Origin of the sequence: Neisseria sp. HMSC064D07 (assembly GCF_001837185.1) — a bacterium.
In the GTDB taxonomy this organism is placed as follows: Bacteria; Pseudomonadota; Gammaproteobacteria; order Burkholderiales; family Neisseriaceae; genus Neisseria; species Neisseria flavescens_C.
Genome location: NZ_KV831704.1, coordinates 1 through 25,055, shown reverse-complemented (window position 1 = coordinate 25,055; position 25,055 = coordinate 1). Strand labels below are relative to the sequence as shown.

Here is a 25,055-nt window from a genome sequence, read left to right as displayed (position 1 = left end):
ATTCTTCAGGCCGTCTGAAAAAACATTCTTTCAGACGGCCTTTATAGCAAAGTTGTTTGTCGGCCGATATGGCCACAAAATGAAAGCCATCATCAGGCAGCTTTGCTATAACACCAAAATACCTGTTTCCGCATCGGTTTATCATGCGGCAAGCAGGCCGTCTGAAACAGAGATATGATTATGACGCACACACAAATCCATCGTTCCAAATGGCAACGTGCCGCACTCGTATTGCTGCTTGGCAGCATGGTTCAGACGGCCTTTGCCGCAGTCATCAACGTATCCGCACAAGACAATCTCAATGATGCTTTGGCGCGCGCCCAAGCCGGCGATACGCTCAAGCTTGCCTCCGGTACATACAAAACCAAACTCTATATCGACAAACCCATTACCATCGAAGGCCCTGCCGATCGTTCCGCCAAGATTGTCGGCGACCGGAGCGGGAGGACGGTTGCCGTTCATGCGCCTGATGTAACTTTGCGCAATCTGACCGTTTCCCATTCCGGCATGAGTTTGCCGGCAATGGATGCCGGTATCTATTTAGAAGAGACGGCAACGCGCGCGCTGGTGGAGCATAACAACATCATCGACAATTCCGTCGGCGTGTATATTCACGGTGCGGCAGAATCCATGGTGCGGGAAAATAAAATCATCGGCGATGCAACCCTGCGCGTCAACGAACGCGGCAACGGCGTAACCGTCTGGAATGCGCCCGGTGCGCAAGTGGTCGATAACGATATTTCCAAAGGCCGTGACGGTATTTTTTCAAATACCAGTACTCATAATACCTACAAAGGCAACCGTTTTAGCGACTTGCGCTTTGCCGTCCATTATATGTACACCAATGACAGCGAAGTCAGCAACAATATCTCCGTCGGCAACAATATGGGTTATGTGCTGATGTTTTCCGAACGCCTGAAAGTGTATGGCAACATTGCCGTTGGCAGTCGCGACCAAGGCATTATGCTCAACTACGTCAATTATTCTGAAATTCACGATAATGTGATCAATAAGGCAGGCAAATGCGTGTTTGCCTACAATGCCAACTACGATAAAATCTTTGCCAATCATTTCGAGAACTGCCAAATCGGTATCCACTTCACCGCAGCCATCGAAGGCACAACCCTGTACGAAAATTCATTTATTAACAACGAAAGCCAGGTTAAATATGTCAGCACCCGCTTCCTCGATTGGGGCGAGGGTGGTCGCGGCAACTATTGGAGCGATAACAGTGCCTTTGACCTTGACGGCGACGGCTTCGGCGACAGTGCCTACCGTCCCAACGGGATTATCGACCAAATCATCTGGCGCGCACCCGTCGCCCGGTTATTGATGAACAGCCCTGCCATCAGCATTGTCAAATGGGCGCAATCGCAATTTCCCGCCATCCTGCCTGGTGGCGTAATTGATAGCAAGCCTTTGATGAACCCTGTCCGTAATAAAACGACAACCAAATACGAAGCCATGAAGGACGAATTGCTGCATGAAGCAAAAACGCACCAATCCGAATGGGGTAATGCCGAAAACGGTGCGCTGACAGGCGGAAATGCCAATATGTAACCTTTCAGACGGCCTAATATCAAAGGCCGTCTGAAACATTCACTAGAGGAATATCCATGAGCAGTACCAACCACGTTGAATTAAGAAACGTGACCAAGCAGTTTGGCAGCCAAAAGGCCGTCAACCAAGTCGATCTGGTTCTCAAGGCAGGCGAGAGCGTCGGCATGGCAGGACACAACGGTGCAGGCAAATCTACCATTATGAAGCTGATACTCGGCCTGATTACGCCGACCAAGGGCGAAGTGATGCTTTTGGGAGAGCCGACCGGCAGTAAAGCAGGCGCGCAGCGTCGCAGCCAAATCGGTTACCTGCCTGAAACGGTTGCATTGCACCCTTCATTGACCGGTATCGAAACCATGGATTTCTATGCCAAACTTAAAAAACAGCCCCTGAGTAAAAACCGTGAATTGCTCGAGCGTGTCGGCATTTCTCAAGCGGCACGCCGCCGTGTCGGCACTTACTCCAAAGGTATGCGCCAGCGTCTCGCTTTGGCACAGGCCTTGTTGGGTGAGCCTAAAGTCTTATTGTTTGACGAACCGACCACAGGCCTTGACCCGGCTTCACGCCAAATGTTTTACGAAGTCGTGCGCGAACTGAATGGACGCGGTGCGACCGTATTGCTCAGCACCCACGCACTGGCCGAGCTTGACGGCCACGCCGACCGCATCATCGTCATGAAAAACGGCGTGAAAGTTGCCGACGGCAGCATGGATGAGTTGCATGTTCAAAGCGGCCTGCCGCTGACCGTCAATGTCCGTTTGAAAGAAGCGCGTCCGTTGAGCGAGCGTTGGCAGCCGCTTTCAGACGGCCTGTCGTATAAAGCGCAATGTAAAGCCGAAGAGCGCATGGCTCTTTTGAGCGAATTGGGTGATTTGGGCAGTCTTGCCTATATCGATATCCACACGCCTACACTTGACGATATGTACGCGCAATTCTTGAAGAGGGAAGACGTATGAACCCCGTTTGGATTATTACCGGCAAAGAAGTCCGCGACAGCCTGCGCAACCGTTGGGTTCTTGCCGCCGCACTTTTGCTTGCCGCATTGGCACTGTCATTAGGCTTTCTCGGCAGCTCGCCTACCGGTTCGGTCAAGGTTGATCCCTTGACGGTAACTGTAGTCAGCCTGTCCAGCCTGTCTATCTTCTTGATTCCGCTGATTGCGATGTTGCTCTCTTATGATGCACTGATTGGCGAAATCGAGCGCGGTACAATGGCGTTGCTGCTAAGTTACCCCATCTCGCGCAACCAAATCCTTGCCGGTAAATTTATCGGCCACCTCATCATTCTTGCCCTTGCTACCACGGCAGGCTACGGATTGGCAGGTATTACCCTTCAGCTTGCCAACGGCGGTTTTGATATTGCCGCATGGCAGCCTTTCGCCCTCTTGATTGCTGCCAGCGTGATTCTTGGCGCAGCCTTTTTGTCCATGGGCTATTTGATCAGCGCAAAAGTTAAAGAACGCGGTACCGCCGCCGGTATCGCCATCGGCGTATGGTTGTTTTTTGTGGTGATTTTCGATATGGCGCTTTTGGGTGTTTTGGTTGCCGATACCGAACAAGTCATTACCGCGCCTGTAGTGGAAACCGTTCTTTTGTTCAACCCCGCAGACATTTATCGCCTGCTGAACCTGACGGGTTACGAAAATACAGCCATGTATGCCGGCATGGCGGGTTTGAGCGAACAAATCAGCCTGAGTATGCCTATTTTGCTGACGGCTCAGGTATTATGGGTTATCATTCCTTTGATTTTAGCCGCCTGGATTTTCGGAAAGCGACAAATATGAGAAAAATATTATTGACAACCTTCACACTCATCGCATTGGCAGCCTGCAGCAAGCAGGACAACAGCCCTCCGCCTGCGCCCCAACAAATCAGCGACAGCGCAGTCGGTCATTACTGCAGCATGAATTTGACCGAACACAACGGCCCTAAAGCGCAAATCTTCTTGAACGGCAAACCTGACAAACCGGTTTGGTTTTCCACCATAAAGCAGATGTTTGGCTACACCAAACTGCCCGAAGAGCCTAAAGGCATTCATGCCATCTATGTTACCGATATGGGTAAAGTCAAAGATTGGGAAAAACCCAATGCCGACACTGAATGGATAGATGCGAAAAAGGCCTATTACGTTATTGAAAGCAGCTTTATCGGCGGCATGGGTGCGGAAGATGCGCTTCCGTTTGCCGACAAGGCTCAGGCTGAAAAATTCGCCAAAGAAAAAGGCGGCAGAGTAGTCGGTTTTGCAGAGATGCCCGACGAATACATTTTCAAATAAAACAATCAATAAAAGGCCGTCTGAAACAGTTTCAGACGGCCTTTGTGTTGAAGGCTTGCCGATTGATATTTAATGATGCAGGCTTGCAATGTAAAAATAAAAAATCCAAGGAATACTCCATGTCTACTCCTTTAACGCGTCGCCGCTTCATTGCCATCACCGCCACACTTGCCGTCGGTGTCGGTATTCCTTTTGCCATCAGCCGCAAAACCAATCGACCGACTCATCCAACCAGCCCAAATCAAGAAGAGCAGCCAGTTATTTGGAGAGGCATTGCATTGGGTTCGGGCGCGGAGTTGCGTTTGTTCGGCGTTGAACGCAAGCAGGCAGAAATATTGGTCAACAAAGTATTGGCAGAAGTTTCACGGTTGGAAAAAATCTTCAGCCTGTATCGGGACGACAGCCTGATCAGCCGTTTAAACCGAGAAGGCCGTCTGAAAAATCCGCCATCCGATTTTTTGCAGCTGCTCAGTATCAGCCGAGATATCCATCAGCTGACGCAGGGTGCGTTTGATCCTAGCATTCAGCCATTGTGGAATCTGTATGCCGATCATTTCAGGCGAAACCCAAAAACCGAAACGCCGCCATCTGAACGCAGTATCAAAGACACGCTCAAATTAGTGGATTTCAACAAAGTCGATTTTGATACCAAAGAAATCCGTTTTGCCCAAAAAGGCATGGGCTTGTCGCTTAACGGCATTGCCCAAGGCTATATCACCGACAAAGTAGCTGAATTGTTGAAGCAGCAAGGCGTTTCTCAGGCATTGATTGATATGGGGGAGATTTACGGCTTTGATAATGCCAACCAGCGCGAGTGGAATGTCAGCATCCGCAATCCTGACCAAGAAGACCAAATCCTGACCACCATTGCTATGAAAAATCAAGCGTTTGCCACATCAGGCGGCTATGGCACGGTAATGGACGAGGCAGGCAAATTTACCCATCTTTTTGATCCGCGCACAGGCGGAAGCCAGCCGCGCTATAAAAGCATGAGCGTTATGGCGGAAAGTGCGGCAGTTGCCGATGCTTTTTCTACCGCATTTTCTATTATGGATGAAGCGGCTATCCGAGCAGCGGCCCAAGTTAAAAAGGCACAGGTTTGGCTGGTGATGCCGAATAATGAATTGAAGAAGATTTGAGATTGAGAAAAAGAATGGTTTTGTCAGTTGGTTTGAATATATGAATAAGGAAAAGTCTAAGATATTGAAATAATGAAATATAAAAAAAGAAGGGCTGCCCAAGGGGCAACCCTGAAACTCTTGCAGTTGGGAGTAATTAGCAAGAGATTACGACACTTAAAACAAAAATTCACTCATTTCAAAGCACGAAGCTTTAATATCTAAGCAAAACGATATTTCGACCGCTCAAACCCCTTTGAAACGGAGAAACACAACATTATGGGAAAATCCGACAAAGTGGTTTAAAGCACTTTAGATGAACGGTCTAAAATGCAGATAACCGGTTGTCTTTAGATAAGCGGTATAATATCAGGATAAGCGGAACATTACCAGTGAATATTATAAAAAAGTAGAATAATTTATTTAGTGGTTGATTATATTGAATAAAAACATGGATTTTTATTGAATGTTTTTACAACAGTTGATTCGGTTTGATATAAGAAATTATGTAAGCGATTGTTATCAGTAAAAAATAATTTTGACTTTGTGAGTGATGATAGAAAAAGGCCGTCTGAATGTTCAGACGGCCTTTTTTCAAAAAGTTACTTATTTGGTTGCAGAAGCAGTAGAGGCGGCTTCGGCTTGAGCACCTGCTGCTGCGTTTTCACCCCATGCCGCAGGATATTTGTAACCGGCAAAGCGTTTTTGTGAGTAGGCTTTGAACTCGTCAGAGTTGTAGGCTTCGGTTACATCTTTCAGCCATTGGCTGTCTTTGTCGGCAGTGCGGACGGCAGACCAGTTAACGTAGGCAAAGCTTGGCTCTTGGAACAGGGCTTCGGTCAGTTTCATGCCGCTGCTCATGGCGTAGTTGCCGTTAACGATGGCAAAGTCAACGTCGGCACGGCTGCGCGGCAGTTGGGCGGCTTCAAGTTCTACGATTTGGATGTTTTTTGGATTTTCGGCAATATCGTTTTTAGAGGCAGTCAGCGGATCAACGTCGGCTTTCAGTTTAATCCAGCCTAATTCGTTCAACATAACCAATGCACGGGCAAAGTTAGATGGGTCGTTAGGTGCAGAAACGCTGACGCCGTCTTTCACTTCGTCCAAAGATTTCAGTTTGCCAGGGTACAGGCCCAAAGGTGCGGTCGGTACTTGGAAGGCCTCAACGATGTCCAGTTTGTGTTCTTTTTTGAAGTCGTCCAGATAAGGTTTGTGTTGGAAGATGTTGATGTCCAATTCGCCTTCAGCCAAAGCAAGGTTGGGGCGCACATAGTCGGTGAACTCGATCAGTTTGACTTTATAGCCTTTTTTCTCCAAAGCCGGTTGGATTTGGTCTTTTACCATATCGCCGAAGTCGCCGACGGTTGTACCGAAGACGATTTCTTTTTTCTCTGCACCGTTGTCGGCAGAAGAAGCGGCAGAAGCAGCAGGCGCGCTGTCTTTTTGACCGCCGCAGGAAGCCAGTACGATGGCGAGCGCAGCGGCTGAAAGAGTTTTGAAGAATGTGTTGATTTGCATATTTTGCTCCTGATGGATGATAAAACGGTTTCAGACGGCCTCAATCTGCCGCCGTTAAAAAAAGAGGGATTGTAAATCTATTTTGGAAATATGAGGACGTTTTTTGTAAATTTATTTGAAATATATGCCCTAAATAGATAACAGGCCGTCTGAAAAATAGTAAGTCCATTTCAGACGGCCTGTTTGCTTAACGCTTGTCCAGTTTGCGCGCCAATCTGTTGCCGATACCTTGAATCAGGATAACGAGTAAAACCAGGATGGCGACGATGAAAATGATGACTTCCATTTGATAGCGGTAGTAGCCGTAACGGATGGCAAGGTCGCCCAAGCCGCCGCCGCCAATCATACCTGCCGCCGCGCTGTACGACAGAAGGCCGATAGCCAGTACGGTAATGCTGGAAACCATACCTGCGCGCGCTTCATTCAAAAGCACTTTGCAGATGATGCTCATGGGGGAAGCACCCATTGCGGAGGCCGCTTCAATCACGCCTCTGGGTACTTCGCGCAGGTTTTGCTCGACCAGACGGGCGAAGTAGAACAGGCCGGATACGCTCAATACCAATGAGGCGGCCACCGGGCCGATGGTCGTGCCGATGATGGCGCGAGTAACAGGAATCATGGCAATCATCAGGATGACGAAAGGGAATGCGCGCATTAGGTTGACCAGGTTGTCCAAAAACAAATTCAGCTGTTTGTTGTAGTGCAACTGATGACTTGACGTCACAAACAGCAATACGCCCAAAATCGTACCGAAGATAACGGCGAAAGTAGTTGATAGGCCGACCATAATAAAGGTTTCACCCAAGGCTTGGATAATTTCGCCCTTCATGCTGACGATGGTCGCAACAGCACTTTCAAATGTTAAATCTGCCATATTAGTCCTCTCGAATCAGCTCTTGCCCGATTTTGGATTGGGCATGGATTTGGTTGCCGTGTACTTCAACGATTTCCAGCAGACGGCCTTTGTCCAAGAGGGCGGCACGGTCGCACAGGCGGCGGATAACGCTCATTTCGTGGGTAACGATGACGATGGTTACGTTGAAACGTCGGTTGATGTCTTCCAAACACTTCAAAACGCTGCGCGTAGTGGCAGGGTCGAGGGCGGAAGTAGGTTCGTCGGCGAGGATGACTTGAGGTTGCGGCGCCAGCGCGCGGGCAATGCCGACACGTTGTTTTTGACCGCCGGAAAGTTGGGACGGGTAATGGTTGGCACGGTCTTGCAAATCAACGATTTCCAAACATTCTTCAACACGCGCTTGGATTTTTTTAGACGGCCATTTGGCAATTTCTAAAGGAAAGGCGACGTTTTCGGCAACGGTACGGTTGCTCAATAGGTTGAACTGTTGGAACACCATGCCGATGTTTTGTCTGGCGTGGCGCAGTTGCGTGGCGTTGAGCGCGGTCAGCTCTTGGCCGCATACGCTGACGGTACCTGTATCCGGACGTTCCAATAAGTTAATCAGGCGCAGCAGGGTGGATTTGCCTGCGCCGGAATAGCCCATCAGGCCGAAGATTTCTCCCTGTTTGATTTCGAGGCTGGTCGGCTCGACGGCGACAAAGTCTTTGTTGTCGCGTGTTTGATAGTGTTTGGAGACGTGATCCAGAATAATCATGGTTTATCCGTGTTTTCTTTAATTCGTGTGGCCATCAGGGTGTGCAGACGGCGGTTGTCGGCGCGCGCGACGGTAAATTGCAGGCTGCCGATGATGACTTTTTCGCCTCGTACGGGCAGATGTCCAAACTCTTGAATGACCAGGCCGCCGATGGTGTCGGCTTCTTCGCTGCTGTATTCCGTACCGAAAAAGGCGTTGATGTCTTCGATTTCGGTTGCGGCGTGGATGCGCCAGCGTTCGGAAGAAACGGCATGGATATTGTCGGCGCTGTCGTCTTCGTCAAATTCGTCTTCGATGTCACCGACGATTTGCTCGATGATGTCTTCAAAGGTTACCAGGCCGGATGTGCCGCCGTATTCGTCGATGACAATCGCCATGTGGTTGCGTTGTTCGCGGAACTCTTTTAAAAGGGAGGCCAGTGATTTGCCCTCGGGGACGAAAACGGCAGGGCGCAAGACGGATTTCAGGTGGAACTGCTCGGGGTTGAACATATATTTGAGCAGGTCTTTGGCGTGCAAAATACCCAAGACTTCGTCTTTGTCTTCACCAATGACAGGGAAACGCGAATGGGCGGTTTCGATGACGTAGGCCGTGATGCGCTCGATGCTGTCGTTCTCTTTCAATACGTTCATGCGGCTGCGCGTAATCATGGCGTCGCGCACTTCCAGCTCGGCAAAGTCCAATACTTTTTCCAGCCGGGTCAGTGTGTCGGCGTCAAAAACTTCCTGCTCGTGCGCTTGGCGCAGCAGGGTCAATACGTCTTCGGCGGAGTCGGGCTCGCCGGCAAGTCGGGAGATCAGGCGTTCGAAAAACTTTGGTTTCGACTGCGTACCGTCCATTTTAATATTCGTCCTCTTGGTAGGGGTTGGGGAAGCCTGCCGCCAGCATTAGGCGGATTTCTTCGGCTTCCATTATTTCGGCTTCATCGTCTTCGATGTGGTCGTAGCCCATCAGGTGTAAAGTACCGTGTATGGTCAGGTGGGCAAAATGCTGTTCGGGTGTTTTGCCTTGTTCGGCGGCTTCTTTCAAAACCACTTGTGGGCAAATTACCAAATCGCCATACAGGCCGTCTGAAAACTGGTCGGGCAGGATTTCACCTTCGTTGAGCGCGAAACTCAATACATTGGTGGCGTAATCTTTGCCTCGGTAGTCGCGGTTGTAAGCGCGGGCCTCTTCTTCGTCGAGAAGAATCAGGCTGATGTCGGCGCGGCGGTATTCGTTTTTCAAGGCAGACCACGCCCAGCGGTAGAAGTCGTTCTCTGAAGGAAGGTTGGCGGCGGAAGAAGCGTTTTCAAAGTTCAGATGAAAACGTTGCCGCTGTAAGGATAAAAAAGGATATTGTTTGGCGCGTTTCATGTTGTCCGGAAAATTTAGTTTTTAGGCGTAAATATAACATATTCACCCCCATGCCGTCTGAAAAACCGCCCAAAATATGATAGACTTCATGCCGTTTTCCATCTTTCAGGCAACCATTATGAACCCGAAAAAACTCGTTATCGCCAGTCGCGAAAGCCTGCTTGCCATGTGGCAGGCAAAACATATCCAAGGCCGTCTGAAAGCCCTGTATCCCGATTGCGAAGTCGAGATTTTGGGCATGACCACGCGCGGCGACCAGATTTTGGACAGAACTTTGTCAAAAGTCGGTGGTAAAGGCTTGTTTGTCAAAGAGTTGGAACAGGCTTTGTATGATGGTCGAGCCGACTTGGCCGTGCATTCGATTAAAGACGTGCCGATGGATTTGCCTGAAGGTTTCGCGCTTGCGGCCATCGGCGAACGCGCCAATCCGTTTGATGCGTTTGTGTCCAACCAATACGCGCGTTTGGAAGAAATACCCAAAGGTGCCGTTGTAGGCACATCCAGCCTGCGCCGCGAAGCCCAGTTGCGTGCGCGCTATCCGCATTTGGTTATCAAACCTTTGCGCGGCAATGTGCAAACCCGTTTGTCCAAACTCGATAATGGCGAGTACGACGCGATTATCTTGGCCGCCGCCGGTTTGCAGCGTTTGGAATTGGACGAACGCATTCGCATGATTTTGTCGGAATCCGACAGTCTGCCTGCCGCCGGACAAGGTGCATTGGGTATTGAAATTGCAGCGCATCGCGAAGATTTGTACGAAGTCTTAAAGCCGTTGAACCACGATACCACACACGCCTGCGTTACGGCAGAACGCGCGTTGGCGCGCGCTTTGGGCGGAAGTTGCCAAGTGCCGCTGGCCGCATATTGCACTGAAGAAAATGGCTTGCTGACCTTGCGCGGCTTGGTCGGTCATCCTGACGGTTCGGTTATTTTGCAGGCAGACGCGCAAGCCCCTGCCGAATACGCCGATGCTTTGGGTCGTGCTGTCGCCAAAAAACTGGCGGATGATGGTGCGGAAGAATTGATTGCTGCCGTATTGCAAGAACAGGCTTAAAACAGCATAGATAATTTTAAAAGGCCGTCTGAAACTTTCAGACGGCCTTTATTTTGTTGATGCTTAAGGATTCATAATCCGCGCAACCAAAGCTTTTTCTTTGCCCTGCATATTGGGGATTTTGACCTGAATGCCGTTGCCGGGTGCAACATCGACAGGCTGACCTTTGCGGGTCATTTGTTCCAATTTGATGGTTTGGTTGCCGCTCGGGTGGATGATTTCGAGTGAGTCGCCGATGGCAAAGCGGTTTTTGACTTCGATTGTTGCCCAGCCGTTTTCATCAATTTCGGTAACGTGGCCGACATATTGGCTTTGTTTGGCGATGGAGTGGCCAGTCAGGTAGTTTTGGTAATCCTGAGTTTGGTGGCGCTCGAGGAAGCCGCTGGTGTAGCCGCGGTTGGCAAGGCCTTCGAGTTCGCTCAACAGGCTGTAATCAAACGGACGGCCTGCAACGGCATCGTCAATCGCTTTTCGGTAGGACTGGGCCACGCGTGCAACATAATAAAGCGACTTGGTGCGGCCTTCGACTTTGAGGCTGTCCACGCCGATTTTGGCCAGTTTCTCAACCACTTCAATGCCGCGAAGGTCTTTGGAGTTCATGATGTAGGTGCCGTGTTCGTCTTCCATAATCGGCATCATTTCGCCCGGACGGTTGGACTCTTCAATCAGGAAAACTTTGTCGGCGTAGGGATGGCGTTTTTGACCGTTGATGCCTTCAAAGTTTTGGTTGGCTTCTTCTTGGGCTTTTTCAAAGTTGAAACCTTGCAGAAGTTGGGCATCGCCTGCATCGCTTTCAGTGGCGTTGTGAACCTTGTAATCCCAACGGCAGGAGTTGGTGCAGGTGCCTTGGTTAGGGTCGCGGTGGTTGAAATAGCCGGAGAGCAGGCAGCGGCCGGAGTAGGCGATGCACAATGCGCCGTGAATGAAGACTTCGAGTTCGATGTCGGGGCATTCTTGGCGGATTTCAGCGATTTCTTCCATGCTCAATTCGCGCGACAGGATGATGCGTTCGACGCCGATGTTCTGCCAGAATTTTACGCCCCAGTAGTTGGTGGTATTTGCCTGAACAGACAGGTGAATCGGCATTTCCGGCCATTTTTCGCGCACGGTCATGATTAAACCCGGATCCGCCATAATCAGCGCGTCGGGCTTCATGGCAATCAAGGGCTCCATATCGGAAACAAAGGTTTTGAGTTTGGAGTTGTGCGGCAGCGTATTGACGGTCAGGAAGAATTTTTTGTTGCGCTCGTGCGCTTCTTTAATGCCTTGCTCGAGAACGTCGAGTTTGGCAAATTCGTTGTTGCGGGCGCGCAGGGAGTAACGCGGGCTGCCAGCGTAAACGGCATCTGCGCCGTAATCGTAGGCGGCGCGCATACGTTCGAGGCCGCCTGCAGGCAATAAGAGTTCGGGTGCTTTCATGTTTTATGCTTTTTAAAATGTTTTCAGACGGCCCTCAAGGGAAGAGGGAAGGCCGTCTGAAAGATGTTTGAAGAATGGGCGGATTATCCGCTGTTTTTGTGTTTCGGTCAATTTTGTCTCGGGTTTGCGCTTTGTTTTTTATACGGAAAATGTCCTATATGGGCAAAGATGAAAAGGGGTGTCAATTCATTAGAAATGTAAAAAAAGCAGGGTTGGGCGGAATAATTTAACAAAAAACCGTTCAAGCAATGTATTTTCTTGTAAAATATCAAGCTTCATTTTAAAAAATATTCGGATTAGTTACCGATTTTGACCGACGGAAGGTTTATGGATTTTCGTTTTGACATTATTTATGAATACCGCTGGATGTTTTTTTACGGCGCATTGACGACGCTGGGACTGACGGTGGTTGCAACGGCAGGCGGTTCGGTTTTGGGGTTGCTGTTGGCATTGGCGCGGATGATTTATCTGGAAAAGGCGGGTGCGCCGATGCGTGCCTTGGCTTGGGTTTTGCGTAAGTTTTCGCTGCTTTATGTAACGCTGTTCCGCGGTACGCCGCTGTTTGTGCAGATTGTGATTTGGGCTTACGTCTGGTTCCCGTTTTTCGTCCATCCTACCGACGGTTTGCTGATGAACGGCAACGAGGCGAAGGTCTTTCGAAATTCTTATGGCGCACTGGTTGCCGGTTCGCTTGCCTTGATCGCCAACTCCGGCGCGTATATCTGCGAGATTTTTCGAGCTGGCATCCAGTCTATCGATCGCGGTCAGATGGAAGCGGCGCGTTCGCTGGGTTTGAGTTATTCGCAGGCGATGCGTTATGTGATTCTTCCTCAGGCTTTACGTCGTATGCTGCCGCCACTTGCGAGCGAATTTGTTACGCTCTTGAAAGACAGCTCGCTTTTGTCCGTTATCGCTGTGGCGGAGCTGACTTATGTGCAAAAAACGATTAGCGGACGCTATTACATTTATGAAGAACCACTTTATACTATTGCGCTAATTTATCTCTTGATGACAACTTTCTTGGGCTGGGTATTCCTGCGATTGGAAAGCCGTTACAATCCGCAACACCGCTAATCGGTTTGAATCAAAAAAAGGAAGACTTTTTCAAGTCTTCCTTTTTTATTTGCCGTCAATGTTTCAGACGGCCTTGAATCAGAATGCTTCGCCGACTTTGACACCGCCTGCGATGTCTTTGGGCGTTGCCAGTTTGGCAGTTGCCTGTTGGGCGGCTTGGAATGCTTCGGTTGCCATGATGTCGGCAGCTTCTTGTACGGTTAATGTGTTGGCCATGTATTGCCAACGTGCTGCCAAATCGGCGTTTTCCGGCGCATGGAAACCGTCTCGCAATTCATCTACCAAGTCAGGACGGTTGCACACCAGCACAATATCGCAGCCTGCTTCAAAAGAAAGGCGGGCGCGTTCTTTAATACCTCCGACACCGCATGCGCCTTCCATGGTTAGGTCGTCTGAAAAGATAACGCCGTTAAATCCGATTTCTTGGCGCAGGATTTGTTTCAGCCATTTTTCGGAGAAGCCGGCAGGTTGGCTGTCGGTTTGAGGATAGACGACGTGGGCAGGCATGACTGCGGCCATGCCTGCTTGGCTCAGTGCGCGGAAGGGGATAAGGTCGGCGGCTTCGAGCGCTTCGCGGCTGCGTTCGTCGCAAGGCAGGACGTGATGGCTGTCGCCTTCGACAAAGCCGTGGCCGGGGAAGTGTTTGCCGCAAGATTTCATGCCGCCTTTGTTCAGGCCTTTTTGCAGGGCAAGGGCAAGCTGGGTAACGATGTTGGCGTCGCGGTGGAAACTGCGGTTGCCGATGACGGCGCATTGACCCCAGTCCAAATCCAATACAGGCGTAAAGGATAGGTCGATACCGCAGGCGGAGAGTTCGGTTGCTAAAACCCAGCCGACTTGTTCTGCTTGGGCGCAGGCGGCTTCTTGGCCTTCGTTATCCCAAATTTCGCCCAATACGTTCATGGCCGGCAGGCGGGTGAAGCCGTCAATAAAACGTTGAACCCGTCCGCCTTCGTGGTCGACGGCGATGATAAGTTCAGGTGTACGGACGGCTTTGATTTCTTGAACCAAAGCTTTGAGCTGGGAAACGTTTTCAAAGTTGCGGCGGAACAAAATAACGCCACCGACGGCAGGGTCGAGCAGGCGTTGTTTTTCTTCTTCGGTCAGATGATAGGCAGCGACGTCGGCCATGACTGGGCCGCGTGGAAGATGAGGCGTATTCATTGTTTTGTCCTGAATAATGTATATATTGGATAATCGTTATGTTCAGACGGCCTGAGAGTGTAGGAATATCTCAGGCCGTCTGAATATTGGTTTTGAATTAGGCAGTTGCTTTTTTCTTGTCTTTTAAGATCAGAATCAACACAACCATCACGATGCCGGTTACCACAAAACCTAAAGGTGCAGAGCCGGTCATGCCCAGTGCGAGGTAGCCTGTGGCAGCAGACGCGGCTACGGTCAGCGCGTAAGGGAATTGCGAAGTAACGTGGTCGATGTGGTTACAGTGTGCGCCGGTAGAAGAGAGGATGGTGGTATCGGAAATTGGCGAGCAGTGGTCGCCAAATACGGCGCCGGCCATTACGGCAGACATGCAAGGGATAATCAGCGAAGGTTCGACTTTGACGGCCATGGCGGCGGCAATCGGCAACATGATGCCGAATGTGCCCCAGCTTGTGCCGGTAGCGAAGGCCATCACGCCTGCGAGCATAAACAAAATCACGGGTAGGAAGCCTGCGTGGATATTGCCTGCCACCAAAGTGGAGAGGTATTCGCCGGTGTGCATCTCGCTGACAACGGTGCTGATGATCCATGCCAAAATCAAGATGGTAATGGCGCCGCGCATAGAGATGATGCCCTGCCAAATGGCTTTAGGGTAGTCGCTGGTTTTAATGGTGCCGATGGTGCAGAGGATGACGGCCAATACGCCACAAGTGCCGCCGAACACGAGGGAAGTGTTCACATCGGTATTTTCAAACGCGCTGAGTAAAGAGAAGGTTTCAGAAGCTTGTGCTCCAGTGTAAATCATGGCGGAAACAGTGGTGACGATCAGCACCAAAACCGGAACAATCAGTGCGAATACGCGGCCGTTGGGATGGCCTGTTTCAACGGTTTCATCATGAATTTCATTCAAAGCGGCGCGTTCCAAACGGGCCATAGAGCCGATGTCGAAGGAGAACCAAGCCACGACAAACACCATAATCAACGCGAAGACGGCGTAGTAATTCATCAGGCTCATGGCCACGAATGCGCCCATTGGTGTGTAGTCTGTGATGTTATAAGTCACCAAAAGGCCTGCCAAAGTAGCAATAATCGATGCGCCCCAGCTGGATACCGGCATCAAAACGCACATCGGCGCGGCAGTGGAGTCAAGGATATAAGCCAGTTTGGCGCGGGAAACTTTGAATTTGTCGGTTACAGGGCGGGCAATCGCACCGACGGCAAGGCTGTGGAAATAGTCGTCAATAAAGGTAACGAATACCAAACAGGCAGTCAGCAGTTTTGCACCGCGACGGCCTTTGATGTGCTGTTTTGCCCAATCGGCAAATGCTTGGTTGCTGCCGGAATGAGTCAGCAGGGAAGTGAAAATCCCCAAAAGCACCAAAAAGAGCAGGATTTTGGGTTTGCCCAAAGACCAATCACCGTCCGCCCAAGTCAGGCTGACAGCCATGTCTTTTAAGTGAACCAAGGCATCAAGTGGATTACCGCCTACCAGCAGGAATGAGCCGACGATAATGCCTACACCCAGGGACAGCAATACACGGCGCGTGGCAATGGCCAAGGCGAGCGCAATGGCTGCCGGGACGATGGATAAAATAGAATTTGAATAATTAATAAGTTGCATAATTATATTGTATATAAGCGGTGAAATATTTTCAGACGGCCTAAACTGGAAGACGGATAACAAAATACCCACCGCCTCTGACAGATGGGTATTTTATCATCTAACACATCATCATGCCGTCTGAAAAATCGGACTACTGCAGATTTAGTGCGAGGAACAAAGTATTGCCTTCGCGTTGTACCAAAAGCGGTACGTTTTTGCCTGCGCTTTCCAAGGCACTTCGGAAAGTGGATTCGTCATTGACGCTGATTTGGCTGACGGCAATAATTTCGTCGCCGCGTTTGAGGCCGGCACGTTCAGCCGCACCGCTAACGCGCAGAACGATTAAGCGTTGTTTGCCGTCTGCGTTTTCAACCTGCAAAGTCAGGCCTGCGTTTTCAACGGTAAATCCGTCATGGCCGCCATCGTGTTGCGGGTGTTCAGCCTCTTTTGCAGAAGTTTCCGTTTGTTCGGCTGCGCTGCCAAGTTTGACTTTGACATCGGTTTGTTTGCCGCCACGCCAAATGCTCAAAGTCACTTCTTTACCCGGCATCATCGAGCCGACCATGACCGGCAAATCGCTGGAGGCGCGGACTTCTTCTCCGTTTACGCTGCGGACAATATCGCCGACTTGCAAACCGGCTTGTTGTGCCGCGCTGTTTGGCATGATTTTGGCAATCAGTGCGCCGCTTGCTTTGTCCAAACCGAAAGATTTGGCCAAATCATAAGAAACTTCTTGAATAACCACGCCTAATTGACCGCGTTGGACTTTGCCGTTGGCTTTCAATTGATCGGCCACATTCATGGCAACATCAATCGGAATGGCAAACGAAATGCCCATGAAACCGCCGCTGCGGCTGTAAATTTGCGAGTTGATGCCGACTACTTGGCCGCGGAGGTTGAATAACGGGCCGCCTGAGTTGCCGGGGTTGATGGCAACGTCGGTTTGTATGAACGGCGTGTAGTTTTCATTCGGCAGGCTGCGGCCTTTGGCGGAGACGATGCCTGAAGTTACGCTGTTGTCAAAGCCGAATGGCGCGCCGATGGCGGCTACCCATTCGCCCGGTTTTAAATCTTTCGGATTGCCGATTTTGACAACCGGCAAGTCTTCTTGCGGCTCGATTTTTAAGAGGGCAACGTCGGATTGGGCGTCTGAGCCGACCAGTTTGGCCGTGTATTCGCGTTTGTCGTTGAGTAGGACTTTGATATTGCCCATGCCGGCAACCACGTGGGTATTGGTCAGGATATAGCCGTCTTTGCTGATGATGAAGCCGGAACCGAAATTCAAATCGTCGCTTTCGGTATCTTCTTGCGGCATGTCGGGCATATTGGGAACAAGGCGTTTGAAGAACTCGTAAAACGGATCGTTGTCGGGAAATTGGCTCAGGTCCATGCTATGGTCGTCATCCGGTGTCGCGGTGCGTTTTGCCGGTGTCGCTTGAATATTGACGACGGCCTGCCCTTCGTTTTGCACCAGTTGGGCGAAGTCGGGCAGCAACATGCCGACTTTTCCGTCATCGGTATTGGTTTCAATACGTTGAACGAGTTCTTTGTTTTCGTCTTTGTCGAAAAAGGTGCTGACTTTGTCGCAACCTGAAAGAAGGGAAGCTGAGAGGACAGCAAGGGCCAGATATGTGTTTGTTTTAATATGCACGAAAGTTCCTTTTGCCGGTGCCTATCGTATTGTCGGCATACGTTTGAATCGGCAGGCAGTTTTATTGTTTGAATGCTGTTTAAATGTATAAGGTAGGATTTTTACATTTTAACGGTTTTTTTTCAAGCATTTCATTTTAAATGAAAAAATGATAATTGGGATTTTATTCTTTTAAGGCCGTCTGAAAGCTTTGGAATATGACCTGTCGGTCGGTTCGCTTTTTTCAGACGGCCTTTAAATTGTGGTCAGTCGTGTTGATCCAAATGGTAGATTTGCGCCACGGCATCGATTAATTCGCTGTTGTCCGATCCGGCTTTATTGAGCGTGCGTGTCGGAGAGTGGAGCAGTTTGTTGGTTAACTGAATGGAGAGGCGTTCGAGGACATCCTCGGCGGATACGCCTTTTGCCAGTTGCTTCATGGCATTTTCCAATACTTGGCGGCGCGCGCGTTCGCCTTCGTCGCGTAAGGCGCGGATAAGCGGAACGCTTTGGCGGTTTTTCTGCAGGCGGATAAATTCGCTGACTTTTTCTTCCACCATGCTTTCAGCCGCTGCCGCTGCCTTTTTGCGCGCGTCTTTACCGCTTTGGACAATGTCCATCATGTCGTCTACGGTATAGAGATATGCGTCTTCCAATTCGCCGACTTCGGCTTCGATATCGCGCGGAACGGCCAAATCCAGCAGGAAAACAGGCATGTTGTGGCGTTTTTTCAATGCGCGTTCGACCATGCCTTTGCCGACGAGGGGCAGTTGGCTGGCGGTGGAAGAAACAACCACGTCGTAATCGTGCAAAATATCGGGCAATTCATTCAGCAGGCAGGCTTCGGCGTTGACACCGAGTTTGTCGCACAATTCCTGCGCACGCTGGTGTGTACGGTTGGCAACGGTAATGAGCTTGGGATTTTTAGCGGCAAAATAAGTGGCCACCAGTTCAATCATTTCGCCTGCGCCGATAAAGAGGACGTTTAGATCGGAAATGGAAGGGAAGATTTGCTCTGCCATTTTGACCGATGCAGAAGCCATAGAGACGGAGTTTTCGCCGACAGCAGTATCGGTACGCACTTCTTTGGCAACGGCAAAGGTTTTTTGAAACAGGGCGTTTAAGTGGGTGTTGATGCTTTCCTGTTCTTGCGCAACGCGGACGGCATCTTTGATTTGACCGAGAATTTGCGGTTCGCCCAAGACCATGGAGTCCAAACCGCAGGCGACGCGGAAGGCGTGGCGGACGGTTTCATTGTTATCCAAGGTATAGAGGTAAGGGCGGATTTCTTCGACAGGCAGGTTGTGATATTGCGCCAACCAGTCGATGATTTTTTCGGTTTCACCGACGCAGTAAAGCTCGGTGCGGTTGCAGGTAGAAAGAATGACTGCTTCTTCCGCCGCCTCACTACGCGCGAGGTTGGACACGGCATCCGGCAGATTTGCAGCTGCAAATGCCAGTTTTTCGCGTATGCTCAAGGGCGCGGTTTGGTGATTGAGTCCGACGACGGTAAGTTGCATGGTTATGGTATGACTGGGTAGTGTGTGTGGTGGGTATTATAGCTTAAGTGGGCTTTAAAATGAATGTGTTGGGGGGAATAAGATGCAATGAGGTTTGCCATCGAAAAGGCCGTCTGAAAAGATTCAGACGGCCTTTTTATCAAGAAAGGCTTAAACGGCTTCTGCTTCTTCTGCCAAGAAACCGCGCAATTTTTGCATGGCTTTGGCTTCGATTTGGCGGATGCGTTCGGCAGATACGCCGTATTCGGCAGCCAATTCGTGCAGGGTTAAACCGCCATCGTCTTGCAACCAGCGGCTTTCAACGATACGGCGGCTGCGGTCGTCCAGTTGCGCCAAGGCGTTTTGCAGGCCTTCGGTTTGCAGGGTATAGTGGGCTTGTTTGGATAACTGATGGCTAGGCTCTGCATCGTGATCGGCCAACCAGTCGATAGGAGCGAAGTTGTCCTCGTCATCGTTGTTTTCTGCCATGATGCCGATGTCGTGACCGGTCATGCGTTGTTCCATTTCCAAGACTTCGGACAATTTGACGCCCAAATCGTCGGCGATTTCTTGCGCTTCTTTTGGAGACAAGGCATTCAGGTTTTTACGCATGCTGCGCAGATTGAAGAACAGTTTGCGTTGCGGTTTGGTGGTGGCGACGCGGACCAAACGCCAGTTGCGCAAAATGAATTCGTGGATTTCGGCTTTAATCCAATGCACGGCAAACGAAAACAGGCGCGCGCCGCGGCTTGGTTCGTAGCGTTTGACGGCTTTCATCAGGCCGATATTGCCTTCTTGAATCAGGTCGGCTTGGTTGAGGCCGTAGCCGTCGTAGCCGCGTGCAATGGATACGACGACGCGAAGATGGGACAGAATAAGCTGTTTGGCGGCGTTGAGATCGCCTTTTTGTTGACGTTCGGCCAGTTGTGTTTCTTCTTCGGCGGTAAGCATGGGAATGCTGTTGACAGTATGAATGTATTGCTCGAGGCTACCGTTGCCGCTGTGGATAACGGGTAATGCAAAAGCTTTATCCATAAAGGATGCTCTCCTTGATTAGGCCGTCTGAAAACGGCTTTTTGTTTATTTGTGTGACAAGCAGTATAACACTGCCTGCGGTTTGTTTTGTTATGGGTTGGATTTTTTCTGTAAATTAACGATAGATTCAATAGTTTTTACTGCTTGAATTGCAAGGGTTGATTGTCTTAGAAAATTTGAGTGATTTGCTAGGTTTTGGATAAGTATATTACAAACATTTCTGTATGTAAATAGTTTTGGTAATAAAAAAGACCTTGTATAACAAGGTCTTGAAAAATTTTTATTCTGGTTTCTTCCGGCCAATCAGGATGAGGAATACACCGATAACGGCCAAAATGCTGATAAGCCATGTGGAGCCGCCTGCTTTCATATAGGGCGTTTCTCCGATATAGCCTTTGACGTGGCCTTCGAGGACGGTTTCTGTATCCGGTTGGGCTTCGGCAACAATCGTACCTTTAGGGGAAATAATGGCGGTTGCGCCGGTATTGGTGGCGCGAACCATGTAGCGGCCTAGTTCCATTGCACGCGCTTGGGATTGTTGAAGCTGCTGATACATGGCATTGGATTTGCCGTACCACGCCATATTGCTGATGTTGGCGAGCAGGGTGGAGCGTTTCGCCGTTGCGATGAGTTCGTCGCCGAAACCATCTTCATAGCAGATATTGAAGGCAACTTTTTGATCTTTCATCACCAAAGGCGCTTGGTTGTCGCCGCCTTTTTGAAAGTCGGCCAAAGGCATATCCATCATTTTATAGAGACGCTCGGTAATAGCGGGCAAGGGCTTGTATTCGCCAAATGGAACGAGGTGGTTCTTGGCGTAGTAGGGGATGACATCAGAAGTGCTGTTGTGATAGTCGCTCAAATTGATAACGGCATTTTCGTAGCCGTTGCCGTCGGGCGTATATTGGCTGATGCCGATGGCCAATGCGCTGCCGTTGCTTTGCGCCTGTTCGGCGAATTGTTCCAAGATGCCTTCGGGCAGGTCTTGGCGCATCAGCGGCAGGGCGGTTTCAGGCAGGATGACGATGTCGGCACTGGTTTTGCTGATTTGTTCGTAGTATTTCTGAATGGTTGGGATTATTTGCTCTTCCTTCCATTTCAGATTTTGCTCGATATTGCCTTGAATCAGGGCGACCGTGCTGGTGCTGCCGTCGGGGCGGGTGTATTCGGTTTGTTGGGAAATGTAGCCGACGGAGCAGAGCGCAACGATAAGGAATAAGGGCAGCAGGCGGTGTTTCAGACGGCCATGGTTGTCAATCAGCAATACCAGCCATGCGCTGAGGAAAGCGGTTGCCAGCGTAACCATGTGAATGCCGCCCAAAGGCGCGAAGCCTGCCAACGGGCTGTCTTTGATGATTTGGGAATAGCCGATTGCACCCCAGCCGAATCCTGTCAGGAAACGTTCGCGGGCAAATTCTGCCAGCGTCCATAAAATCGGCAACAGGAGGCCGGTTTTGGCCCAGCGAGACAGGTTGCATTTTCTCCACACCCAAAAACAGATGGCCGGATAAAGCGCAAGAAATGCCGGCAGCAGGAAGGTGAGGGGGATGGCGTATGAATCCGGCAAACCTGAAACATCATGCAAGGCAGTGTGTATCCAATAAAACTGCGCCGTATAACCGATTAATCCGAACAGATAGGCAGTCATGACGGCAAAGCGCGGACGCAATTCAATCAGGCGTATCAGTGCGCCAAACAACAGCGGCATCAGCCAGAAATGATAATACGGGGCGAAAGTAAACGGTGTCGCGGCGGCAATCAAGATGACCAGCGGCCAGTACAGCAGCGGGTGTTGCCAGTATTGTTCGAGTTTACGGAAAATATTCATGCTTTAAATGGTATTGAGGCCGTCTGAAAAGTTTTCAGACGGCAGGGAAACAAAATCAGTCTTTTTGAAACAATTTCATTGCAGGCAGGACGATTGCGCAAGCCAATGCACCGGCGGCTACTCCGACCACCAGATTGGCAATATGTTCCATCATGCCGCTGTTCCAATGTTGCGCGTGAAGGAAATCGTGTAAAAAGCCAAGGTTGTGGGCGATCAGTCCGCCGCCGACCAAGAACATCGCCAGCGTGCCGACAATGCTCAAGCCGCGCATAAACCAAGGCATAAATGTAATCAAACCTCGTCCAATACCTTGCACGGCGGCGCTTTTTTGGCGCATCAACATCATGCCGAGGTCGTCAAGTTTGACGATAATGCCGACCAAACCGTACACCAACACCGTCATGCCGATACCGATGGCAACCATAACCAAAGAACGCGTCATCAGGTCATATTTTTCAACAACGCCCAGCGCGATAATAATAATTTCGGCGGAGAGGATGAAATCCGTACGGACCGCGCCTTTCACTTTTGTTTTTTCGTCTGTGACTTCAGGCTCGGCATCGTGTCCGTCTTCGTGTTCATTGCGGTGTAGAAATTTGTGCAACAGTTTTTCCACGCCTTCAAAACACAAATACACACCGCCTATCATCAGCAAGGGCGTAATCAGCGCAGGCAGGAAAGCGGAAAGCAACAGCGCAAGTGGCACCAGAATCAGCTTATTGACCAGAGAGCCTTTTGCCACCGCCCAAATAATCGGCAATTCGCGCTCGGCGGATACGCCGGTTACCTGATTGGCGTTGAGCGCCAAATCGTCACCGACCACGCCGGCGGTTTTTTTTGCGGCGACTTTGGTCATCATCGCTACGTCGTCCAAAACGGCGGTAATGTCGTCCAAAAGCGTAAAGAGAGAGGCGAAGGCCATAATGTTGTCCGGATAAAATCAAATAAACGCGCGATTATATATGAAAATTCAGTTGCTTGAATGTTTTTCAGACGGCCGTTGACGGAAATTAACCAAAGGCCGTCTGAAAATGCTATTTCGGCGTATAACGTCCCGCCATGGCTTTATACACCATATTTTCGTATTTTAAAGCCTCATAGCGTTGGTTCAGCAGGTTTTGAGCCGAGCTGTATTCTGAATTCAAAGCCTCCAGCCAGTCTTTCAACTCGTTTTTACCGTGTTGGTAGCGTACTTGATAGTAATGGCTGTTTTTCTTGTCCAACCGATAACGCTGTTCTTGATTGGCAAGGCTGGCCTGCGCGTTTTTGTAGGCAAGGTAGTTGGTATTGACTTCATTGAGCGCGGTGGTCAGGGCTTTTTCAAAATTCAGCTTGGCACTGTCCATCTCCGCTTGTACGGTTTTGTCTTTCCATTTCATGGTCTGCCAATTAAGGAAAGGCAGATTGATGGTGGCCGAGCCACCCAACATGGGGATATTGAACGTACTTTTCGCTTTATCGGAAGACGTACTCAAACTTGCGCCCAAAGTAATCGACGGATACCAACTGCGTTTTTGCGCGTTGATCGATTGTTGCGACGCTTGCAGGCGGTATTCGGCGGCGCGCAGGTCGGGGCGGTTGGCCAAAACGGTAATCGGTACGTCCAAGTTCACGCCTTTGACAGGCAACAGGCGGAATTGTGCCGGATCGGCAGCCATGTTTTCAGACGGCCTTAAATTCAATAAATTACGCAAAACCTGTTTTTGCGTATCCAAATTGTTTTGCAAAGACAACAGGCTGTTTTCCGCACTCAGCAATGACTGTTTGGCTTGGGTCGGTTGGCTTGAGTCGGCCCGGCCGTAGCGGAACTTGGCATTCGCAATGCGGTTGATTTCCTGATATTGCTTTAACGATTTTTGCGCTAATTCAATCGCTTCGTTCAGATAGGCGATATTGAAATACGCATCGGCGACATTATTAATCAAAGTTAGGCGTGTATTGGCCATGTCTTCATGCGTGGCTTGGTATTCCCATACCTGCGCATCGGCAGTGGCACTGAGTTTGCGCCACAAATCCAATTCGTAGCTCAAACCAAGCTGGCTGCTGAAGGTATTGCCGTGGCTGCCAGTTTTCAGGTTTTTAGAAGCGTTTGCGCCCAACGAGCCGCTGAATGAAGGCACCAAATCCGCACCCAAAATATTGGCTTGATACAAAGCTTTGTTGACGCTGATGGCCGCCTGTTTCAAATCGACATTATTCGCCAACGCCTGCTCCATCAGCGCGTTGAGCTGCTGGCTTTGGTAGATTTCCCACCAGTTGCCGTTGACATCGTAGCGTTCGGCGGTTTCCGCTGCACTCATCACCTGCCCTATCGATTCGAGCGTGAGGTTTGGGTCGGCGCTGTGGACGGCGCACGCGCTTAAGGCTAGGGCGAACGACAGGGATAATGCCGTCTGAAAAAAAGGTTTTTTCTGCATATCGTATCTTTCGGTTTAAATTTTCAGACGACCTGAAAGGTAGCGGGGTCGTCTGAACAATCTCATCAGCTGCGTTTATTTATCGGCTAAAAACGCTTTTCGCTGTTCCGTAAAATGCCACCACGGCTTTGGTTCGTTCCCCTGCATAAAATCAACCAGCGACAGAAAAATGTCGATCATGCAGGGATCGTGTCGGGTTGCGGTCAGGCTGCACAGGCGGTCGTACATTTCATAAGCGTCCTGCCCCGCCAAATCCTGCGGCTGCGTGATGCCGAGCAAAGCCAAATCCTCCGCCACAGCTTTGCCGATATTGGGCAGGTCGGTCAATGTATTCAGCTTGCTTCGTCGTACTTTGTCGGGACTCATGTTTTACCCTTTGGTTTGAAGGTCGTCTGAAAACCTGAAAGCGGATGTATCAACTTGTTTTCGCAGGCAAAGCCCGCGCTACTTCCTATATTCTTTCAACAACTTAACATTATTACATGCCAAGCGTTTCATGATAAAATAGATTCCCAAGTAACAATCAACCATATTAATGGAGATAATATGACCAATCAATCTAAGACACCATCACCCGAACGCATCAGAGATTCGATTCCGCCGCGCCCCACTCCAGTAGATGTGCAACCACCAGGAGGAGGAACAAAAAAATAAGGAGTTTTTATGGTTACTGCCGATCAAGATTTGTCATTCAAAATTGCCTATGCACTGTATTACCACCGTTTAGGCAGTCGCCTGTATGGTCGACTTGATAAACTCATCTCATTTTCACTACTAATCTGTGCCATGGGGGTTGTGTCGACAGCAGTCAATCCTTTTCTTTTAGGTCTGTTTGTTACCTTTTTGACTGCATGGCAGCTTGTCTATTCACCTGCTGTAAAAGCAACTTCGGCTCA

Annotated in this window: 23 protein-coding genes; 8 read left to right on the top strand and 15 right to left on the bottom strand. The window is 50.0% G+C overall.

From position 1 onward, the window contains the following. Positions 1-174: 174 nt before the first annotated feature. The 5 genes from HMPREF2608_RS08405 to HMPREF2608_RS08385 all read left to right on the top strand — a co-directional run bounded on the left by HMPREF2608_RS08405 (position 175) and on the right by HMPREF2608_RS08385 (position 4,973). Positions 175-1,560, top strand: a complete 1,386-nt coding sequence (locus tag HMPREF2608_RS08405; RefSeq protein WP_049322791.1) for a nitrous oxide reductase family maturation protein NosD — start codon at positions 175-177, stop codon at positions 1,558-1,560. A gap of 56 nt (positions 1,561-1,616) precedes the next feature. Continuing rightward, complete coding sequence (locus HMPREF2608_RS08400) at positions 1,617-2,516, top strand: ABC transporter ATP-binding protein (RefSeq protein ID WP_070826624.1); 900 nt, start codon at positions 1,617-1,619, stop codon at positions 2,514-2,516. Then, positions 2,513-3,343, top strand: a complete 831-nt coding sequence (locus tag HMPREF2608_RS08395; RefSeq protein WP_004519673.1) for an ABC transporter permease — start codon at positions 2,513-2,515, stop codon at positions 3,341-3,343. The genes HMPREF2608_RS08400 and HMPREF2608_RS08395 overlap by 4 nt, the downstream gene beginning before the upstream one ends. Continuing rightward, a complete protein-coding gene (locus tag HMPREF2608_RS08390) occupies positions 3,340-3,834 on the top strand; it encodes a nitrous oxide reductase accessory protein NosL (protein ID WP_004519674.1) in 495 nt (164 codons plus the stop codon). Before HMPREF2608_RS08395 ends, HMPREF2608_RS08390 begins: the two co-directional genes overlap by 4 nt. A gap of 119 nt (positions 3,835-3,953) precedes the next feature. Next, positions 3,954-4,973 carry an FAD:protein FMN transferase gene (locus HMPREF2608_RS08385; RefSeq protein WP_070826623.1) on the top strand — a complete coding sequence of 340 codons (1,020 nt, stop codon included), beginning with the start codon at positions 3,954-3,956 and terminating at the stop codon, positions 4,971-4,973. Between the two features lie 585 nt (positions 4,974-5,558). On the opposite strand, the gene HMPREF2608_RS08380 is transcribed toward HMPREF2608_RS08385, so the two are convergent. From HMPREF2608_RS08380 to ybeY, 5 genes are all read right to left on the bottom strand, one after another. After that, positions 5,559-6,470: a MetQ/NlpA family ABC transporter substrate-binding protein gene (locus tag HMPREF2608_RS08380; RefSeq protein WP_070826622.1), complete on the bottom strand. Its 912-nt coding sequence runs from the start codon at positions 6,468-6,470 to the stop codon at positions 5,559-5,561. Positions 6,471-6,657: 187 nt separating this feature from the next. Further along, positions 6,658-7,344 (bottom strand): methionine ABC transporter permease, encoded by a 687-nt coding sequence (locus tag HMPREF2608_RS08375; protein WP_004519678.1) that lies wholly within the window; start codon positions 7,342-7,344, stop codon positions 6,658-6,660. 1 nt (position 7,345) lies between these two features. After that, positions 7,346-8,083 carry a methionine ABC transporter ATP-binding protein gene (locus HMPREF2608_RS08370; protein WP_049322796.1) on the bottom strand — a complete coding sequence of 246 codons (738 nt, stop codon included), beginning with the start codon at positions 8,081-8,083 and terminating at the stop codon, positions 7,346-7,348. Beyond that, a complete protein-coding gene (locus HMPREF2608_RS08365) occupies positions 8,080-8,922 on the bottom strand; it encodes an HlyC/CorC family transporter (RefSeq protein ID WP_070826621.1) in 843 nt (280 codons plus the stop codon). The genes HMPREF2608_RS08370 and HMPREF2608_RS08365 overlap by 4 nt, the downstream gene beginning before the upstream one ends. 1 nt (position 8,923) lies before the next feature. Beyond that, positions 8,924-9,439 (bottom strand): rRNA maturation RNase YbeY, encoded by a 516-nt coding sequence (ybeY, locus tag HMPREF2608_RS08360; protein ID WP_070826620.1) that lies wholly within the window; start codon positions 9,437-9,439, stop codon positions 8,924-8,926. A 118-nt stretch (positions 9,440-9,557) separates the two neighbouring features. On the opposite strand from ybeY, the gene hemC reads away from it, so the two are divergent. Next, positions 9,558-10,493 carry a hydroxymethylbilane synthase gene (gene hemC / locus HMPREF2608_RS08355; RefSeq protein ID WP_141761485.1) on the top strand — a complete coding sequence of 312 codons (936 nt, stop codon included), beginning with the start codon at positions 9,558-9,560 and terminating at the stop codon, positions 10,491-10,493. A gap of 63 nt (positions 10,494-10,556) precedes the next feature. Here hemC and yegQ read toward each other — a convergent pair whose 3' ends face one another. Beyond that, positions 10,557-11,912 carry a prephenate-dependent tRNA uridine(34) hydroxylase TrhP gene (gene yegQ, locus HMPREF2608_RS08350; protein WP_003679384.1) on the bottom strand — a complete coding sequence of 452 codons (1,356 nt, stop codon included), beginning with the start codon at positions 11,910-11,912 and terminating at the stop codon, positions 10,557-10,559. Positions 11,913-12,239: 327 nt separating this feature from the next. Between yegQ and HMPREF2608_RS08345 the strand changes: the two genes are divergently transcribed. Continuing rightward, positions 12,240-12,986 (top strand): amino acid ABC transporter permease, encoded by a 747-nt coding sequence (locus HMPREF2608_RS08345; protein WP_070826618.1) that lies wholly within the window; start codon positions 12,240-12,242, stop codon positions 12,984-12,986. Positions 12,987-13,064: 78 nt separating this feature from the next. Here the strand turns inward: HMPREF2608_RS08345 and nagZ are convergent, their stop codons facing one another. The 9 genes from nagZ to HMPREF2608_RS08300 form a co-directional block, all read right to left on the bottom strand. Continuing rightward, positions 13,065-14,150 (bottom strand): beta-N-acetylhexosaminidase, encoded by a 1,086-nt coding sequence (nagZ, locus tag HMPREF2608_RS08340; RefSeq protein WP_070826617.1) that lies wholly within the window; start codon positions 14,148-14,150, stop codon positions 13,065-13,067. Positions 14,151-14,247: 97 nt separating this feature from the next. Continuing rightward, complete coding sequence (locus tag HMPREF2608_RS08335) at positions 14,248-15,768, bottom strand: Na+/H+ antiporter NhaC family protein (protein ID WP_070826616.1); 1,521 nt, start codon at positions 15,766-15,768, stop codon at positions 14,248-14,250. A gap of 133 nt (positions 15,769-15,901) precedes the next feature. Continuing rightward, positions 15,902-17,401, bottom strand: a complete 1,500-nt coding sequence (locus HMPREF2608_RS08330) for a DegQ family serine endoprotease (RefSeq protein ID WP_070826615.1) — start codon at positions 17,399-17,401, stop codon at positions 15,902-15,904. 245 nt (positions 17,402-17,646) lie between these two features. Beyond that, positions 17,647-18,900, bottom strand: a complete 1,254-nt coding sequence (gene hemA, locus HMPREF2608_RS08325) for a glutamyl-tRNA reductase (RefSeq protein ID WP_070646293.1) — start codon at positions 18,898-18,900, stop codon at positions 17,647-17,649. Between the two features lie 150 nt (positions 18,901-19,050). Continuing rightward, a complete protein-coding gene (gene rpoH / locus HMPREF2608_RS08320) occupies positions 19,051-19,914 on the bottom strand; it encodes an RNA polymerase sigma factor RpoH (protein ID WP_070826614.1) in 864 nt (287 codons plus the stop codon). Between the two features lie 280 nt (positions 19,915-20,194). Then, positions 20,195-21,742 (bottom strand): apolipoprotein N-acyltransferase, encoded by a 1,548-nt coding sequence (lnt, locus tag HMPREF2608_RS08315; protein WP_070826613.1) that lies wholly within the window; start codon positions 21,740-21,742, stop codon positions 20,195-20,197. Positions 21,743-21,797: 55 nt separating this feature from the next. Further along, a complete protein-coding gene (locus HMPREF2608_RS08310; protein WP_070826612.1) occupies positions 21,798-22,664 on the bottom strand; it encodes a DUF808 domain-containing protein in 867 nt (288 codons plus the stop codon). A gap of 112 nt (positions 22,665-22,776) precedes the next feature. Further along, positions 22,777-24,159: an efflux transporter outer membrane subunit gene (locus HMPREF2608_RS08305; RefSeq protein WP_070826611.1), complete on the bottom strand. Its 1,383-nt coding sequence runs from the start codon at positions 24,157-24,159 to the stop codon at positions 22,777-22,779. A gap of 75 nt (positions 24,160-24,234) precedes the next feature. Further along, positions 24,235-24,525 (bottom strand): helix-hairpin-helix domain-containing protein, encoded by a 291-nt coding sequence (locus tag HMPREF2608_RS08300; RefSeq protein ID WP_070826610.1) that lies wholly within the window; start codon positions 24,523-24,525, stop codon positions 24,235-24,237. A 297-nt stretch (positions 24,526-24,822) separates the two neighbouring features. Here HMPREF2608_RS08300 and HMPREF2608_RS08295 point away from each other — a divergent pair. Next, a partial coding sequence (locus tag HMPREF2608_RS08295) for a hypothetical protein (RefSeq protein WP_210402780.1) occupies positions 24,823-25,055 on the top strand: 233 nt, incomplete at its 3' end.

Excerpts from the sequence above, each read along its gene's own strand:
- HMPREF2608_RS08405 (WP_049322791.1), top strand. The coding sequence starts at position 175 with ATGATTATGACGCACACACAAATCCATCGTTCCAAATGGCAACGTGCC.
- HMPREF2608_RS08400 (WP_070826624.1), top strand. The coding sequence starts at position 1,617 with ATGAGCAGTACCAACCACGTTGAATTAAGAAACGTGACCAAGCAGTTT.
- HMPREF2608_RS08395 (WP_004519673.1), top strand. The coding sequence starts at position 2,513 with ATGAACCCCGTTTGGATTATTACCGGCAAAGAAGTCCGCGACAGCCTG.
- HMPREF2608_RS08390 (WP_004519674.1), top strand. The coding sequence starts at position 3,340 with ATGAGAAAAATATTATTGACAACCTTCACACTCATCGCATTGGCAGCC.
- HMPREF2608_RS08385 (WP_070826623.1), top strand. The coding sequence starts at position 3,954 with ATGTCTACTCCTTTAACGCGTCGCCGCTTCATTGCCATCACCGCCACA.
- HMPREF2608_RS08380 (WP_070826622.1), bottom strand. The coding sequence starts at position 6,470 with ATGCAAATCAACACATTCTTCAAAACTCTTTCAGCCGCTGCGCTCGCC.
- HMPREF2608_RS08375 (WP_004519678.1), bottom strand. The coding sequence starts at position 7,344 with ATGGCAGATTTAACATTTGAAAGTGCTGTTGCGACCATCGTCAGCATG.
- HMPREF2608_RS08370 (WP_049322796.1), bottom strand. The coding sequence starts at position 8,083 with ATGATTATTCTGGATCACGTCTCCAAACACTATCAAACACGCGACAAC.
- HMPREF2608_RS08365 (WP_070826621.1), bottom strand. The coding sequence starts at position 8,922 with ATGGACGGTACGCAGTCGAAACCAAAGTTTTTCGAACGCCTGATCTCC.
- ybeY (WP_070826620.1), bottom strand. The coding sequence starts at position 9,439 with ATGAAACGCGCCAAACAATATCCTTTTTTATCCTTACAGCGGCAACGT.
- hemC (WP_141761485.1), top strand. The coding sequence starts at position 9,558 with ATGAACCCGAAAAAACTCGTTATCGCCAGTCGCGAAAGCCTGCTTGCC.
- yegQ (WP_003679384.1), bottom strand. The coding sequence starts at position 11,912 with ATGAAAGCACCCGAACTCTTATTGCCTGCAGGCGGCCTCGAACGTATG.
- HMPREF2608_RS08345 (WP_070826618.1), top strand. The coding sequence starts at position 12,240 with ATGGATTTTCGTTTTGACATTATTTATGAATACCGCTGGATGTTTTTT.
- nagZ (WP_070826617.1), bottom strand. The coding sequence starts at position 14,150 with ATGAATACGCCTCATCTTCCACGCGGCCCAGTCATGGCCGACGTCGCT.
- HMPREF2608_RS08335 (WP_070826616.1), bottom strand. The coding sequence starts at position 15,768 with ATGCAACTTATTAATTATTCAAATTCTATTTTATCCATCGTCCCGGCA.
- hemA (WP_070646293.1), bottom strand. The coding sequence starts at position 18,900 with ATGCAACTTACCGTCGTCGGACTCAATCACCAAACCGCGCCCTTGAGC.
- rpoH (WP_070826614.1), bottom strand. The coding sequence starts at position 19,914 with ATGGATAAAGCTTTTGCATTACCCGTTATCCACAGCGGCAACGGTAGC.
- lnt (WP_070826613.1), bottom strand. The coding sequence starts at position 21,742 with ATGAATATTTTCCGTAAACTCGAACAATACTGGCAACACCCGCTGCTG.
- HMPREF2608_RS08310 (WP_070826612.1), bottom strand. The coding sequence starts at position 22,664 with ATGGCCTTCGCCTCTCTCTTTACGCTTTTGGACGACATTACCGCCGTT.
- HMPREF2608_RS08305 (WP_070826611.1), bottom strand. The coding sequence starts at position 24,159 with ATGCAGAAAAAACCTTTTTTTCAGACGGCATTATCCCTGTCGTTCGCC.
- HMPREF2608_RS08300 (WP_070826610.1), bottom strand. The coding sequence starts at position 24,525 with ATGAGTCCCGACAAAGTACGACGAAGCAAGCTGAATACATTGACCGAC.